The sequence below is a fragment of the Maritalea myrionectae DSM 19524 genome (assembly GCF_000423365.1).
Taxonomy (GTDB): Bacteria; Pseudomonadota; Alphaproteobacteria; order Rhizobiales; family Devosiaceae; genus Maritalea; species Maritalea myrionectae.
In genome coordinates, this window is the sequence record NZ_AUHV01000002.1 from 936633 (window position 1) to 951196 (window position 14564).

Below are 14564 nucleotides of genomic sequence, written 5' to 3' on the forward strand. Positions count from 1 at the left end.
ATCCCTCTTTTTTCTATTTGACAGATGTTACTAACATTTGTCAAATTACAGAAAATTTCCCCTAACTGGACGGACAGCTTCGTGGTAAAAAATCTCTGGAACGACAAAGACGCTCAACATTTTCTTGATAATGCTGGCCCAGAGGAAGCAGATCGTCAACTGGCATTGAGGGTTTATACATCCCGTATCATTGGTCAAGACCCTGATATGGTGATGCATGGAGGTGGCAACACTTCTGTGAAGGTGAAACGCGCGGATATTTTCGGCAATGAAATAGATGTGCTTCACGTAAAAGGCAGCGGTTGGGACCTTGAAACCATCGAAGCGGCGGGCCTGCCCGGTGTGCACATCACACCGCTTGAAAAGCTACGCCAGCTCCCAGCGTTATCCGACGAAGACATGGTGAATTTGCAGCGCTCCAACCTGCTCGACAGTACGTCGCCGAACCCTTCAGTTGAAACCTTGCTGCATGCATATATCCCCCACAAATTCGTCGATCACACCCACGCCACGGCCATGCTGGCTTTGGCCAACATGCCGAATGTGGAAGAGGTGATCAAAGAGATCTTTGGCGATAAGGTGGCTCTGGTGCCCTATATTATGCCTGGCTTTGAACTGGCCAAGGTGGCGGCCGATATCTTTGATCAGAACCCTGATGTTGAAGGGCTGCATCTGATCAATCACGGTCATTTCACGTTCGGCCCTGACGCCAAATCATCCTACGAATTGATGGTTGAGCATGTGAGTGCGGTTCAAGACTGGTTTGAGCGCCGCGCTGAAGCGCAGCCCCCTGTGCGCGGGTCAATGCTCAGTGCCAAAAGCATCTTGCCGAAAATTCGTGCCAGCCTTGCCCGTGCCATGAAGACACATACGGGCAATCAGGACCAAGCCGCACCATTTTTGGATTTGCGTGCCAATGACCAGATTTTGCGCTTTCTCACCCGCGATGATTTGGGTGATCTGGCCAAGCGCGGTGTAGCCACACCAGACCATGTGATCCGTACCAAAGGGTTTCCTACCATTATCGCCAGCGACGATCAGCAAACAATTGATGCGGCCATTGATGCATTTGTCGAGAATTACAAAGCCTATTTCGCGCGGCAGGACGCACGAGTGAGCGATCAAAAAACCATGTTGGTGCCCACCCCAAATCTATTTTGGGTGCCCGGTCTCGGTTTGATCGGGGTTGGCGGCAATGCTGCCGCTGCTCGCATTGCAGCAGATCTCGGCACGCAAACGATTCAGGTGATGGAATGGGCCGAGGCCAATGGTGGCTTTTACCCGATCAAGGAAGATGACCTTTTTGATATGGAATATTGGTCATTGGAACAGGCCAAGTTGGGCAAAGCCAAACCAAAGCCATTGCAAGGCAAAGCCGTGTTGGTGACGGGCGGTGCCGGTGCAATCGGACTGGCCACAGCAAAAGCATTCAAAGATCAGGGCGCCAACATTTTCGTGGTCGACCGGGATCAGGATGCGTTGATCGGAGCTATTGGCAATTTGGGCATGGATCATGATGGCGCCGTGATCGATCTTTGCAGCACGGAAGGGCCACAACATGCCATTGATGCCATCGTTCGACGGTTCGGCGGCATTGACATTTTGGTCACCAATGCAGGCGCGGCGTGGTCAAAATCCATGCTCGATATAGATCAAGATACATTGCGCAATAGCTTTGAGCTCAATTTCTTCTCGCACCAAAAAATTGCGCAAGCTGCAGCAAAGGTGATGCATACCCAAGGCACGGGCGGCGATATTCTCTTCAATGTATCCAAGCAAGCGGTCAATCCAGGCAAAGATTTTGGCGCTTATGGATTACCCAAGGCCGCGACATTTTTCTTGGTCAAGCAATTTGCCCTCGAGCTCGGGGAAATGGGCATCCGTGTCAATGGCGTTAATGCCGATCGCATTCGCTCTGGTTTGTTGACTGACGAATTCATCGAAAGCCGCTCTAAATCTCGCAACATCAGTGCCGAAAATTATATGGCTGGTAATTTGCTCAAGCGGGAGGTCGAGGCCCACCACGTTGCGGACGCATTTGTGGCACTTGCGCTCGCGGCCCGCACAACGGCGCATATAATGACCGTAGACGGCGGCAACATTGAAGCCAGCTTACGCTAACCAAACTTGTCGGCACGTGAACTGGCTAGTCACGTGCCGCTCCCCAGCGCGCAATCGGTCAACCGCTACGGCTCCAATCCAACAAATTGGCGATCAGGCGGTAGGCACCCGGCACCAGCTTATCAAGCTGGTGATGCAGGATCAGACTGGTGTGTATGTGGCGCCCCTTGCCAAACGCACCGACAAGCAAGCTGCCCTCAAGTGGCTTCTCGCCCGCATCATGCATAGACAAGAGCGGCTGATAGGCATCGTCCCAGGTTGAAGCAAAATAGAGCCCTCGCTCCTTGTGCCAATCTGCCCAGTCGTCAGCCCCTATTGTGTTTGGCCCGTTCAGCACCTCGTGCTCGGGCGCCAAATAGGTCACGGCTGCATTTTCATCGGTCACACGCCACCGTAAGGAGGGTTTGCCAATTTCCAATGGCGCCAATGGGACCCGATCTTTATCCCAATTGTCCCATGGGCGATGATATAGGGTGAGCAAATTGCCGCCGCCATGCACCCATCTATGTAGTGTCTCGATATTGTTGAGCAATTCGGGGCGAGTGCGGAAAGCAAATACCCCCACAATGATGCTATCAAAATCATCAAACCGACCCGCTGCAATGGCATCGTCGTCGATGTTTGCCACCTCCACGCCAAATTGGTTTAGCCAGTAATCCACACGATCACTGCCGCCACCAATATAGCCAATACGTCCCCGTGGCAGCGTGGCATCCAAAACACGCACCGACAATCGCGCAGGCTCTGCCCGATTGAGTGGTCCCGTGTGCGGATAATGCATACGCCGGACAAAATAGGCATCTTCACCGCCCAGCGTCACGGGCAACTCATAAAGACCTGGCTCAATGTTTTCCTTCGCCGTCAACGCAATCCCTCGAGCCCCCACTTCGCATTCCAAAGAGTCGTCTCCAGCTATCTGCAAATCGTCGGCGCTGCCGCCCGCACGCTCAATAGATTTGGTGGCCAAGCATTGTTTATTCAGCAAAATTGCTTTGGGCTCCAAGGCCACTTCATGTGCAGGCAAAATGTTTAGCCGTTGCAATGGATCAATTTGCATTTCTATTTTCACGCCTTCGATCGTCCACGCGAGCTGCAGATGGACATCTTCATTGGCGCGCACTGGCGACCAAATATCGGGCAATGGATCGCTTGGTAGCGCGTCCACGGGCACTCGGACCTCGAATTGATGTGGCGCTTCTTTTGTTACCTGCCATCCTGCTGGGCAAACGACCGTCGCTTCAATGTCAAATGGCGAATCCAACTCCACCTCAAATCGCACCGCATCGCCGGGACGCGCATAAATCTGATCTGACGACAAACTGGCGCGCACTGGACAGGCAAAGTAAAGCGCACGCTGTAGTTGCATCTCTTTTGCATCGAGCCGATGGATGATTTCGGCCTTCGCGTGGCTTGGACATTGCGCCTTGGCTTCACGCACAGCTTCCAGCGCCGCCAGCAAAGATGTCATAACACGATTGGCATGCGGCCAATGCTCAAGCGCAGCGTCCATCGCACTTTGTGCGGTGAAAAGCAGCAAGCCGATTTCGGGCGCTTTGGCGTAATTTGCCAGCTGGTCTAAAGTCTGGGGCAGCCCCTCAAATATTGAGTGCTCATCATGGGGTGCCTCGTCGGCCGCCCAGGCCAAATGCAGGGGCCATTTTTTCTCTTTGCCCGGCGCGACCCAGGTGCCCATGCCTTGCGTTTGGTGGTAAGCGCGAGACACTTGCCCCAATTGCGCATAATCCATACCGATCACAGGATCTTGGCCAGTCCCGTCAATCTCCACGGTTGCGGGCGGCGGCGGCAAGTCATCATCATATGCATCTCCCGCACCAGACCATGCGGGCAGATAGAGTTTTTTGACATGCCACACAGGTAGATTTTGCTCAGGAAACGCCTCTGGATCAGCGGCCAATATCACCGCCTTATAGGCACTTTTTGTCATCGCCCGATGGTGCCCGTGCTGCCCCGGCACATCCAGAAATGTGACGGCGGCGATATCTGGACGCTCGGTACGTAAAATCCAAACAAAACGCTCTAACGTGCGCGCTTCGCCCCACTTTTCTAGGGTTTCTTCGCCACTTTTGGAAAATCCAAAGTCTGCTAGCGGATCACCGGGATATTGGCACAGCCAATATTGGGTCATGTCCAAAATGTCTGCCGCACGTTCCATTTCACGCGTACGCACCACGCCAAGATCAACACCGGTTTCGGTGCCAATTGCATTCTGCCCGCCTTCCCCACGGGTAGAACAGGCGTGGGATAAATTGATCCCATCGCGATAATGCAAAGCCGCCAGCATGGTGGAGATTTCATCATCAGGGTGTGCACCGGTATTCATAAAGGAGACACAGGATTTTAGCGGCAACAAAGCGCGCCAAAGCTGCACAGAACGTGGCTGCGCAAAGGCGTTTAACAATCGATCTGCATCATGCTTGGGCATAATTATTCCTTTGCGTTCAATATGTTCGTGTGTTTGGCGTTATGGTTTGGTGGATCACCATTGCGCCCGCACCCAATGCCGCCGTCAGTCGGCCGGAAAACCCACGCATGACCCGCGGGCAGGTGCGGTCTTCGCGATTGGAAACAGACCCATCGGGCAAATCGAGGCGTTCGATAAGCGCGTTGATGACAGCGTCGGGCAACGCCCCACCTAAAATCACGCTTTGGGGGTCAAAAATGTTCTCTAGCGTGCCAATGACGTGGGCTAGATGTTGAGCGGCCTGGTCAAGCCAATCGCGAAAATGTGGATTATCCTGCGCCACCAATTGAGCAAAATCATCGCCGGAATTTGCGTCGATTCCAAATTGTGCCAAATGTTGCCGAGCCGCATAGCGGCTGGCATAGGTTTCAAGACACCCTTTGTTGCCGCACGGGCAATCACGACCGCCAATTTGCGTGACGATGTGGCCGATTTCACCCGCATTTCCAAACGCACCGCGCATCACATGCCCCTGAGAAATCACCCCAAGGCCAATACCCGTACCGAAATACACATAGCAAAAATCGTCCATGTCACTGGCGACCCCTGCCACCCGCTCTGAAACAGCGGCGGCTGTCGCGTCATTTTCGATCAGAACGGGATGTCCTATTTCGGCTTCAAATGCCGCCTGAGGATCAACATCTTCCCACCCTGGCAGCACAGCTTCACCGGCACTGGAGATGGCTGTTTCGCCAAACGGACCGGGCATCACCACACCCACACCCAACAGGCTTTTCGGACTAAAGGCAGTGGCGGCTATTGCTGCCCGCACCTGATCGCCCACCGCTTTGATCGCCGGCTCCGGGTGAGCATCCTCCAGCATCACACGTTCAAAATAAATCTGCTTGCCCGACAAGTTCAACGCGGCAACAATAATCACATCCGGTCGCAACTCGACGCCGATCGCAAAGGCCCCCTCGGGATTGAACCTATATTGCAAAGCAGGCTTGCCGCGCACCCCAGTTTTGTGGCCGTCGGGCATGAGCAATTTTTGACGCTCAAGTTCAGCTGTAATGTTAGAAACCGCCTGAATACTGAGCCCGCAACTACGCGCAATTTCGGCCCGCCCGGCAGGTTCATTCGCCCGCACATAATCAAGCACCACTTTTTGATTGTGGTCGCGATTGCGCAGCGCGTTGCCGCCAATAATGCCTGTTGTGCTCTTTGTTGTCATAAATGAAATTTATTTACTCAATTAACTTGAGTTAAGTATTGATTTGTTTTCTCAAATGGTCAACACTTACCGGCAGGCTCGAGCAAAAAAACATCAAATGTAGGGCATATCCCTCCATTAAGATGTTGAAAAACAAAAATAATATTCAGCCTTGAGCACAACCTATAGTGGAGGGATCCAAAAATGAAATCATGGAAGAACAAGCTACTGGGCTTTGCCTCAGGTGCAATTTTCGCCCTCAGCGCCGGGTCATCCTGGGCTGTGGAAATCGAATATTGGCAATATTTTTTCGAAGCCCGCGTCAATGCCATTGATGCGCTGATCGAAAAATTTGAGGCTGAAAACCCAGACATCACCGTCAAGCACAACACATTCCCTTATGCGGATTACCGCACCAAAGTGGCGGCAGCGATTCCCGCAGGCGAAGGCCCGGACGTTGTGCAGCTATTTTATGGGTGGTTGAATGATTATGTGGACGCTGAGCTGATTACGCCGCTGCCCACCGATATGTTCCCCCCGGAAAAAATCGAAGCCGAATTTTTCCCCATGGTGCAAGCCATGAAGCGTGATGGTCAATATATGGCGCTGCCCACTGCGGTGCGCTCATTGGCTCTTTTCTACAATGAACGCTTGTTTGAAGAGGCTGGCATCGAAAACCCGCCAGCAACGCTGGATGAGTTGGTCGAATCTGCCAAAAAACTCACCAAAAAAGACGGCTCCGGCAACATCACGCAGGTGGGCATCACCACAGGCATGAATGCTCAGGATCACCATTGGTGGCGCGAGGTGTTGACCCGTCAGTTTGGTGGCGAGCCCTACACCGACAATTATCAGAATGTGAATTATGATGATGACGGCAGCGGCGCTGCGGCCATGAAGTGGTATACCGACCTGCAGAACGTGCACGAGGTGACCCAAGCAGGCTTTATGGACGAGCCGCAAGCGGCCTTTAAAGCAGGGCGCGCAGGCATGCACATTGATGGTTCATTCCGCATTGGGGCACTTGAAAAGACCCGCGGATTGAAGTGGGGCGTGGCTGAACTGCCCGCTGGCCCTGATGGCACCAAGTCCAACTATTCAAGCTATTGGGTGAATGCCGTCACCTCTAAGGCACAAGGCGAAAAAGCCGAAGCTGCGCAGAAGTTCCTGGCCTTTATCACATCAGACGAAGCAATGCAGATTTGGCTGGACACAGTTGGCGAGCTGCCTGCGAAACCTTCGGCCGCATTGACAGATGAAAACAAAGCCAATCCTGTGTTTGGTCCTTTCATCGAAGGCTTGGGTTATGCAAAAACCACCATTTTTGCCAATGAGTCAGCTCAACGTCAGGTCTTGATGGATGCAACACAACGCATCTTCCTTGAAGGACAAACCGCTGAGCAAGCCATTGCGATTGCGGCAGAAGAAGAGCAAAAAATTCTCGACGAATATTACGGCGAATAATCGAGTTAGAGGGGCGGCGGCGCGTCGCCCCTTTATATTCTGAGGGGAACAGATATGAGCTTTTACGCCAATTTGACCATCAAACAAAAACAGGTGGTTTGGGCATGGACGTTTCTGTCGCTGCCAATTCTTTTTTATTGTGTCATACGCTTCTACCCAACCTTGAATGCCATCACCTTATCGTTTCAAGAATGGAACCTGTTGGGCGATCGCACGTGGGCTGGTGTCGACAATTATGCCAAATTGTTCGCGGACCCTGTTTTTTGGAAAGTGTTTAAAAACACCTTTATCTATTTGCTTTTGGGCACACCGGTCAGCTTGGTCCTGTCATTCCTTGTCGCTTATCATCTGGACAAAGTGCGCTTTATGCACGGCACCATCAGAGCGCTCTACTTTCTTCCCTTTATGACATCAGCAGTTGCCATGGCATGGCTTTGGCGCTGGTTTTATCAGCCCGTGCCGATTGGCCTCTTCAACAATGCGTTGGCCAGTGTCGGCATTCCGCAGTTTCCCTTCCTGTCCTCAACCACCTGGGCGCTTCCCTCAATTTTGGCACCGGCGGTTTGGGCAGGTTTGGGTTTTCAAATCATCATCTTTATGGCCGGGCTGCGCGCCATTCCGCAAACTTATTATGAAGCGGCCCGCATTGATGGTGTTGGTCCTTGGACCATTTTATGGCGCATTACCCTGCCGCTGCTCAAGCCGACCATAGTCTTCCTGGTCGTGCTGTCATCGATTGGGTTTTTGCGGATTTTCGACCAGGTCTTCAACATGACCTCAAACAATCCGGGCGGTCCTTTGAACTCCACCAAACCGTTGGTTTTGATGATTTATGAAACCGCCTTTGACTCATTTGACATGGGGTATGCCGCTGCCCAAACCGTAGTGCTTTTTGTCATTCTTTTGGCGGTGAGCCTGGCGCAGCTTTATATCATGAGGGACAAGTAAGATGGCCAACACAGCAGAAATTAAAGTCACGGCTGACGCCCTTGATAAAGCCGCGCCAAAGCGCCATGCCCGCAAACAGGACCCCGCCGCAATTTTGCGTTGGATCTTGCTGATGGGTGGCGGCATCCTGATGGTGTTGCCGATTGTTTACATGCTCTCCACCTCGCTCAAATGGCCGCATGAAATTTACAATCTATCCATCTTTCCGGATGAACCCACCCTCGATAACTACGCGTATGTGCTTGAAGATGGCCGCTTTTATATGTGGTTCGTCAACTCGCTTATTATCGCGGTGATCACCACGGTCTCCGCCGTGCTGTTCGACGCGCTTGTGGGATACACCTTGTGCAAGTTTGAGTTCCGTGGCCGCCTGATCGTGTTCGTTGCCATCTTGTCAACGCTGATGATCCCAACCGAGATGCTGGTGATCCCCTGGTATTTGATGGCCAAAAACTTTGGCTGGCTCGACACCTATTGGGGCATCATGTTCCCCGGCATTATGACGGCGTTCGGCACGTTCTTGATGAAGCAATTCTTTGAATCTGTGCCCAACGACTTCTTGGAGGCCGCGCGTATCGACGGGCTGAATGAATTTCAAATCTGGTGGCGTGTCGCCATGCCGATGGTGAAGCCCGCGCTTGCCGCGCTTGCAATCTTCATCTTCCTCGGCAACTGGACAGCCTTTATCTGGCCGCTCATCGTCACCAACTCGCCCGAGCTTTATACATTGCCGGTTGGCCTCACGACGTTCAGTGTGGAGCAGTCCGTGCAATGGGAGTTGATTATGACAGGCGCCGCTTTGGCCACGATCCCAACTCTGATTGTGTTTTTGGTGTTCCAGCGCTTCATTATTCGCGGCGTGGTAATGGCAGGGTTGAAAGGATGACCGATAACTCAACCTTTCCACATCCTGTTTATAAAGACACGGTTTTGGCCCCTCTATTTGAGGGGGCCAAGGCCCATCATGTGGACGCGTTCCGCATGATCAACCAAGCGCATCTTGTGATGTTGGTGGAAGAAGGCATTTTGCCCACTAAAACAGGGCATGAACTGGCCAAGGCATTGCGATCGATTGATGAAGAAGTCGACGTTAGCGCCCTCACCTACACGGGTGAGGTTGAAGACTATTTCTTTCTTGTGGAAGCAGAGCTTAAAAAGCGCCTTGGGCCAGATATCGCTGGCGCGTTGCACACCGCGCGCAGCCGCAACGACATGGACCATACGGTTTTCAAATTGGGGCTGCAAAAGCGCGCGGATCATTTGATCCAATCGCTGCATAATTTGGTCAACGCCATGCATGAAACGGCGGCACGTGAAAAAGAAACATTGATCGTGGCCTATACTCATGGCCAGCCAGCCCAGCCCAGCACGTTTGGCCATTATTTATTGGCCGCTTCGGAGGTTTTGTTGCGCGATCTCGACCGCTTGATGTTGGCGCGTGATCAAATCGAAAAATGTCCGATGGGCGCCGCCGCGATCACAACATCGGGCTTTCCAGTCAGCCGCCAGCATGTGGCGGAATTGCTTGGATTTGAAGAACCGCTAGAAAACTCATATGGCTGCATCGCTAGCGTGGACTATATCACCGGGTTATATAGCGCCATCAAACTTGTTTTCGTGCATCTCGGCCGGGTCATCCAGGATTTCCAATTTTGGAGTGCCTTTGAAGTTGGCCAGCTCTATGTACCGAATGCGTTGGTGCAAATCAGTTCGATCATGCCACAAAAGCGCAACCCAGTGCCCATCGAGCATATGCGCCATTTGTGCTCTGTGACGGCCGGGCGTTGCGACATGATGGTCAACACCATGCACAATACACCTTTCACCGACATGAATGACAGCGAAGGCGAAGTGCAACAAGCTGGCTATTCCACTTTTGAAAGTGGCGGTCGGGCCATTGATCTGTTGGCAGCTTTTATCCCGGCCCTATCCATCAATGACGACCGGGTGGCCAAAACCGCCGACGCGGCCTGCATCACGATCACAGAGCTGGCAGACACATTGGTGCGCGAGGAAAGCATATCCTTCCGCCAAGCGCACGAAGTCGCGGCGGCGACAGCCAAAAAGGTGATTGCTGAAGGTAAATCGTTGGGCGACGCCCATACGGATTTTATGACAGCTTTTGTCGAGATGACCGGACGCGAGTCCCATTTGGATGAGGCCGCTTATCGACGCGCTGTTTCAGCTCGGCATTTTGTGAATGTGCGCAAGCGTTTCGGCGGCCCAGCCCCGGTGGCAATTGAGGCGTCGCTTGAGCGACAAATAACGCATTTTGGACATCTCAAAGCCCACTTCGAGCAAATTCAAACAAGAAAAAAAACAGCGAACCAAATGCGTGAAAAGGCATTTGACGCCCTACTCAACAATCGGGGGGAATGATTGTGGCAACGGTAAAATTAAGCGATCTAACAAAAGCCTATGGCAAAACCGAAGTGCTACATGGCATCAATTTAGATGTAGAGGACGGCGAGTTCGTTGTGTTGGTCGGGCCCTCTGGTTGCGGCAAATCGACAACATTGCGCATGCTTGCGGGCCTAGAAGAGATCACCTCTGGCGAGGTCAGTATTGGCGACCGCGTTGTCAATAATCTGGAGCCGAAAGAGCGTAACATCGCGATGGTGTTTCAAAACTATGCGATTTACCCGCATATGAGTGTGCGCAAAAATATCGGCTTCGGGCTGCACACATCAAAAATGAGCAAGCCTGAAAAGGAAAAGCGCATTGATGAAGTTGCCGCCATTTTGAGCATGACAGACTTGCTGGAGCGCAAACCTTCGCAGCTGTCTGGTGGCCAGCGTCAGCGTGTTGCTATTGGCCGCGCCATGGTGCGGAACCCAGCTGTTTTCCTCTTTGACGAACCTCTTTCCAATTTGGACGCGCAATTGCGCACGCAAATGCGGTTGGAAATCAAAAAACTGCACCAGCGTGTTGGCACCACGATCATTTTTGTGACCCACGACCAGGTGGAAGCCATGACGTTGGCAGACCGCATCGTCATTATGAAGGATGGTCATATTCAGCAGGTCGGCACACCCTCTGAAGTGTTTCAAAAGCCTAAAAACATGTTTGTGGCCCAGTTTATCGGCGCCCCTTCCATGAATATGCTCACCGCTACTGTGGCGGGCAACAAAGCAAAACTGGATGCTGGCCCCACGATTGAACTGCCCAAGGCGCCAGGGGTTAAAGATGTCACTATTGGCATTCGCCCAAGTGAATTGACCACCGCCAAGGATGGCCAAACACCAACAATGGAAGGCATCGTTTCACTCGTCGAGCCCCTGGGCACCGAGACGTTGCTTTATCTCGATGTTGGCGGCATTGAAGTGATTGCGTCTGCCCCTGGCCGTGTTCACCCCCAGCCTGGCGACAAGATCAAGCTTTATGCTGATCCCGAAGAAATTCACGTATTCGATAGCGCCACGCAGGAGACCATTGCGTGAATGAGCTAGACCAAAAAGGCGTTTTATGCGTCGGCCGGGTTTATTGCGATTTGGTTTTCGCCGGCCTGCCGCATATGCCCAAGCTGGGCGAGGAGGTTTATGCCGAAAGCTTTAGCGCACACGCGGGTGGCGGCGCCTACATCACTGCGGCCTATTTAGCGGCGGCGGAACAACCGACGGATCTATGCGCATTTTTGCCACACGGTCCCATTGGCACCTTTGTGCAGAATGATCTGAACAAATCGGGCATCAGCAAGACATATACCGAAGAGGCCGATGCCAGCTGGGGCACGCAGCTCACTGTTGCAATGGCCCTCAATGACGATCGCGCGTTTTTAACGCGTAGGGGTGGCGCTCCCATTCCTGATAGCTTTGATCGTGCAATCAACGATCCCACCATTCAGCATCTGCACATTGCTGAACTGGCAACCTTGCTGGAAGCGCCCACAATTTTGGAACGCGCCAAGCAAGCAGGACTGACCATTTCTTTAGATTGTGCTTGGGATGAAAGCGCGATGGATGCCGGTCATGTGCGTGAATTGATTGGCGAAGTGGACCTTTTCTTGCCCAACCTATCCGAATTCCGGCGCGTCTTTGATGTGGCAGGCGAGATCGAGTTTTTTACTTCCGAAATGAGCAATTGGGCCACAAAAGTTATTGTAAAACGTGGTGCAGATGGCGCTACGCTTTTCCACAAAGCGTATCATATATCAGCGCCTGCACTCCATTGCGCCATTGTCGACCCCACCGGTGCAGGTGATGCGTTCAATGCGGGGTTCATCACCGCATGGCTTCGAGGTAAATCTGATCAGGAGGCATTGGCTGAAGGCAATCGCTTCGCCGCCTCGTCCATTAGCTCAATTGGCGGCGCCACTGGTGCAGCAATGATCAAAAAAACCGGCAGCTAGACAAAATTCTCGCTGCAGTCGGGGCAAACTCCCACTTGCCACGCTGTGTCGGCTTGGCATCGCGTCTTAATCCATCTTGCCCTTGGAGTAAGGGCAACACCAGTCTTGTCGATTTCTTTCTGCTCGTGATAAGAGTGTTGGTACATCGGAACATGTGCCTCTATCAGCAGCATGTCCTCATGCGTTGATCACAAGAAATTCGCTTGGACACATCACCTTCCCAATTTTGTCGACAGAAATCCATTTTGGATATTTTTCGACCTATCGCTTGGTCACACAATTTGAGAATGTTCAAAGAGGGAGGACGTATCGTGACCAGAGACGAACTTATACGCATTTTGGACTTTGCTGATACATCGCGACAGATCTGTTCAGACCGCACCAATCTCGCGGCGCCAGATGCGCGGTGGAACATCATTTCATATTCCATGCGTCGACACCTAGAGGGAAAGCTGTTGACGATCACGTCAGCGGCGTCAGCGTCAGGTGTGCCTTATGGCACCGCGATGCGAAGGATTACCGAGTTGATCGACGAGGAGCTTTTGCATAAGCGCCCAAGATCAAATACTGGCCGCTCGTTCTCGTTGCACCCCACCCGTAAGCTGATCCGTGAATTTGAATCTTATGCGTTGCAGCTTAAAGCCCATGTTGGCAAAACATTTGGGTTTGTCCAAAATGATGGCACCGCGAGCGACTTCTTCTTTGGTGGTTCATATATGACCGCCAAAATCCTGTCATTTCCCAATGCGATGCGAACTGGCGTTGGATTTGACAAGAAAATAAAGATCCTTTGCTCGCCCGACCCGACTTTTCGAACGCTGAAGCAAAACGCGCGAACGATCAATGAGCTTTGCGGCACGCAGGTGGAATTCACACTCTTGCCTCTTAATGAGCTTTATGCGGCCATTTTGCAAAATCACGAATTGGAGCAGTCAGAATTTGATATTGTCAATTTCGATCTACCCTGGCTGGGCAAGTTCGCGCATGATGAGATATTACGCCCCCTTTCAGACCTGATTGAGAATGAGCGGTATAATTCATCGGACTTTCATACCGCAGCTTGGAAAGGTGGACGATATCAAAATAGGCAATATGGCATTCCCATCCAACCCACCACTGAATTGCTTTTCTACCGTTCAGATTTGCTCAATGAAGCCGGTCTCACTCCGCCGCAAACAACTGAAGACGTTTTGCTCGCGGCGCGCACTTTGCATAAATTCCGCGGCACAACGCCCGGCATCGTGATGAATTACGGCCGTGGTTTGCCGGTGGCGCACACCTTTGTGCAAACCTTGGCGGATTTCGGCCAGCCCATTATCAATCTGCAACAGATCGACAATGAATTCGATGTCGATCATATCGAAGGCGAAAATTTTCGCCCAATGATCGATACAGAAGCTGGGCATCGAACGGCAGAGTTTTTGAAAGCATTGTTGGATTATGCCCATCCGAAAAGCCTCAAATGTTCTTGGGACGAACGGATTGCCATCTTCGCCAATGGCGATGCGGCGATGACCTATGGTTGGTCCGTGCGGGCAGCGGCCTTTGGCAAAGAGGGCGCAAAGGACATCCACGATAAAATCGGGTTTACGTGCCATCCATCCGTGGAAGGCAAGCCAATGGTGTCTCCAATTGGCGGTTTTTGCATGGGCATGCCAGCCAATTTGAGCGATGAGCGACGCCAATCCGCATGGAAAGTCATGGAATATCTGGCACGCCCGGAAATGATGAAGTGGTATGTGCAAAATGGCAGCCACACCAGCCCTCGCTTTTCGACCAGTGCCGACCCTGAGGTGCAGTCTTTTTCTAAAATGCTGGGTTATTTGGACACCATGGAACGTCAGGGGATGACGCAAAACTGGCCCCGCCCTCCTGTGCCTGAAATCAGCGGTATTTTTGAGATTCTTGGCAATGTCATTCATCAGATGCTGTTGAAGGATATCACCATTAAACAAGCGCTTTTGACCTGCCAGAATTCGATTGATCATTTGATGCGCGAAAATGGTCGCTATAAATAAAAAGCCCGCAATCGTTTAAGATTGCGGGCC

At 52.2% G+C, this 14564-nt stretch carries 10 protein-coding genes; 8 read left to right on the plus strand and 2 right to left on the minus strand.

The annotated features are described in order from the left end of the window. Positions 1–24 precede the first annotated feature (24 nt). Complete coding sequence (locus G549_RS0104835) at positions 25–2121, plus strand: bifunctional aldolase/short-chain dehydrogenase (RefSeq protein ID WP_051213379.1); 2097 nt, start codon at positions 25–27, stop codon at positions 2119–2121. A 58-nt stretch (positions 2122–2179) separates the two neighbouring features. On the opposite strand, the gene G549_RS0104840 is transcribed toward G549_RS0104835, so the two are convergent. Both G549_RS0104840 and G549_RS0104845 read right to left on the minus strand, forming a co-directional pair. Beyond that, entirely contained in the window at positions 2180–4564 is a 2385-nt protein-coding gene (locus G549_RS0104840) for a PIG-L family deacetylase (protein ID WP_051213382.1), read from the minus strand. 16 nt (positions 4565–4580) lie between these two features. Then, on the minus strand, positions 4581–5777 hold the full coding sequence (locus G549_RS0104845; RefSeq protein ID WP_027834080.1) for an ROK family transcriptional regulator: 1197 nt from the start codon (positions 5775–5777) through the stop codon (positions 4581–4583). A 183-nt stretch (positions 5778–5960) separates the two neighbouring features. Between G549_RS0104845 and G549_RS0104850 the strand changes: the two genes are divergently transcribed. From G549_RS0104850 to G549_RS0104885, 7 genes are all read left to right on the plus strand, one after another. Continuing rightward, a complete protein-coding gene (locus tag G549_RS0104850; protein ID WP_027834081.1) occupies positions 5961–7220 on the plus strand; it encodes a sugar ABC transporter substrate-binding protein in 1260 nt (419 codons plus the stop codon). A 54-nt stretch (positions 7221–7274) separates the two neighbouring features. Further along, positions 7275–8168, plus strand: coding sequence for a carbohydrate ABC transporter permease (locus tag G549_RS0104855; RefSeq protein WP_027834082.1), 894 nt, complete (start codon positions 7275–7277; stop codon positions 8166–8168). A gap of 1 nt (position 8169) precedes the next feature. Further along, a complete protein-coding gene (locus G549_RS0104860; protein WP_051213383.1) occupies positions 8170–9054 on the plus strand; it encodes a carbohydrate ABC transporter permease in 885 nt (294 codons plus the stop codon). Then, the gene (argH, locus tag G549_RS0104865) at positions 9051–10547 is read left to right on the plus strand and encodes an argininosuccinate lyase (protein ID WP_027834084.1); all 1497 of its coding nucleotides are present in this window, start codon (positions 9051–9053) and stop codon (positions 10545–10547) included. Before G549_RS0104860 ends, argH begins: the two co-directional genes overlap by 4 nt. A 2-nt stretch (positions 10548–10549) precedes the next feature. Beyond that, positions 10550–11608, plus strand: coding sequence for an ABC transporter ATP-binding protein (locus tag G549_RS0104870; protein ID WP_027834085.1), 1059 nt, complete (start codon positions 10550–10552; stop codon positions 11606–11608). Beyond that, positions 11605–12516, plus strand: a complete 912-nt coding sequence (locus G549_RS0104875) for a carbohydrate kinase family protein (RefSeq protein WP_027834086.1) — start codon at positions 11605–11607, stop codon at positions 12514–12516. The genes G549_RS0104870 and G549_RS0104875 overlap by 4 nt, the downstream gene beginning before the upstream one ends. A gap of 311 nt (positions 12517–12827) precedes the next feature. Beyond that, positions 12828–14534 (plus strand): ABC transporter substrate-binding protein, encoded by a 1707-nt coding sequence (locus tag G549_RS0104885; RefSeq protein ID WP_027834087.1) that lies wholly within the window; start codon positions 12828–12830, stop codon positions 14532–14534. Positions 14535–14564 lie beyond the last annotated feature (30 nt).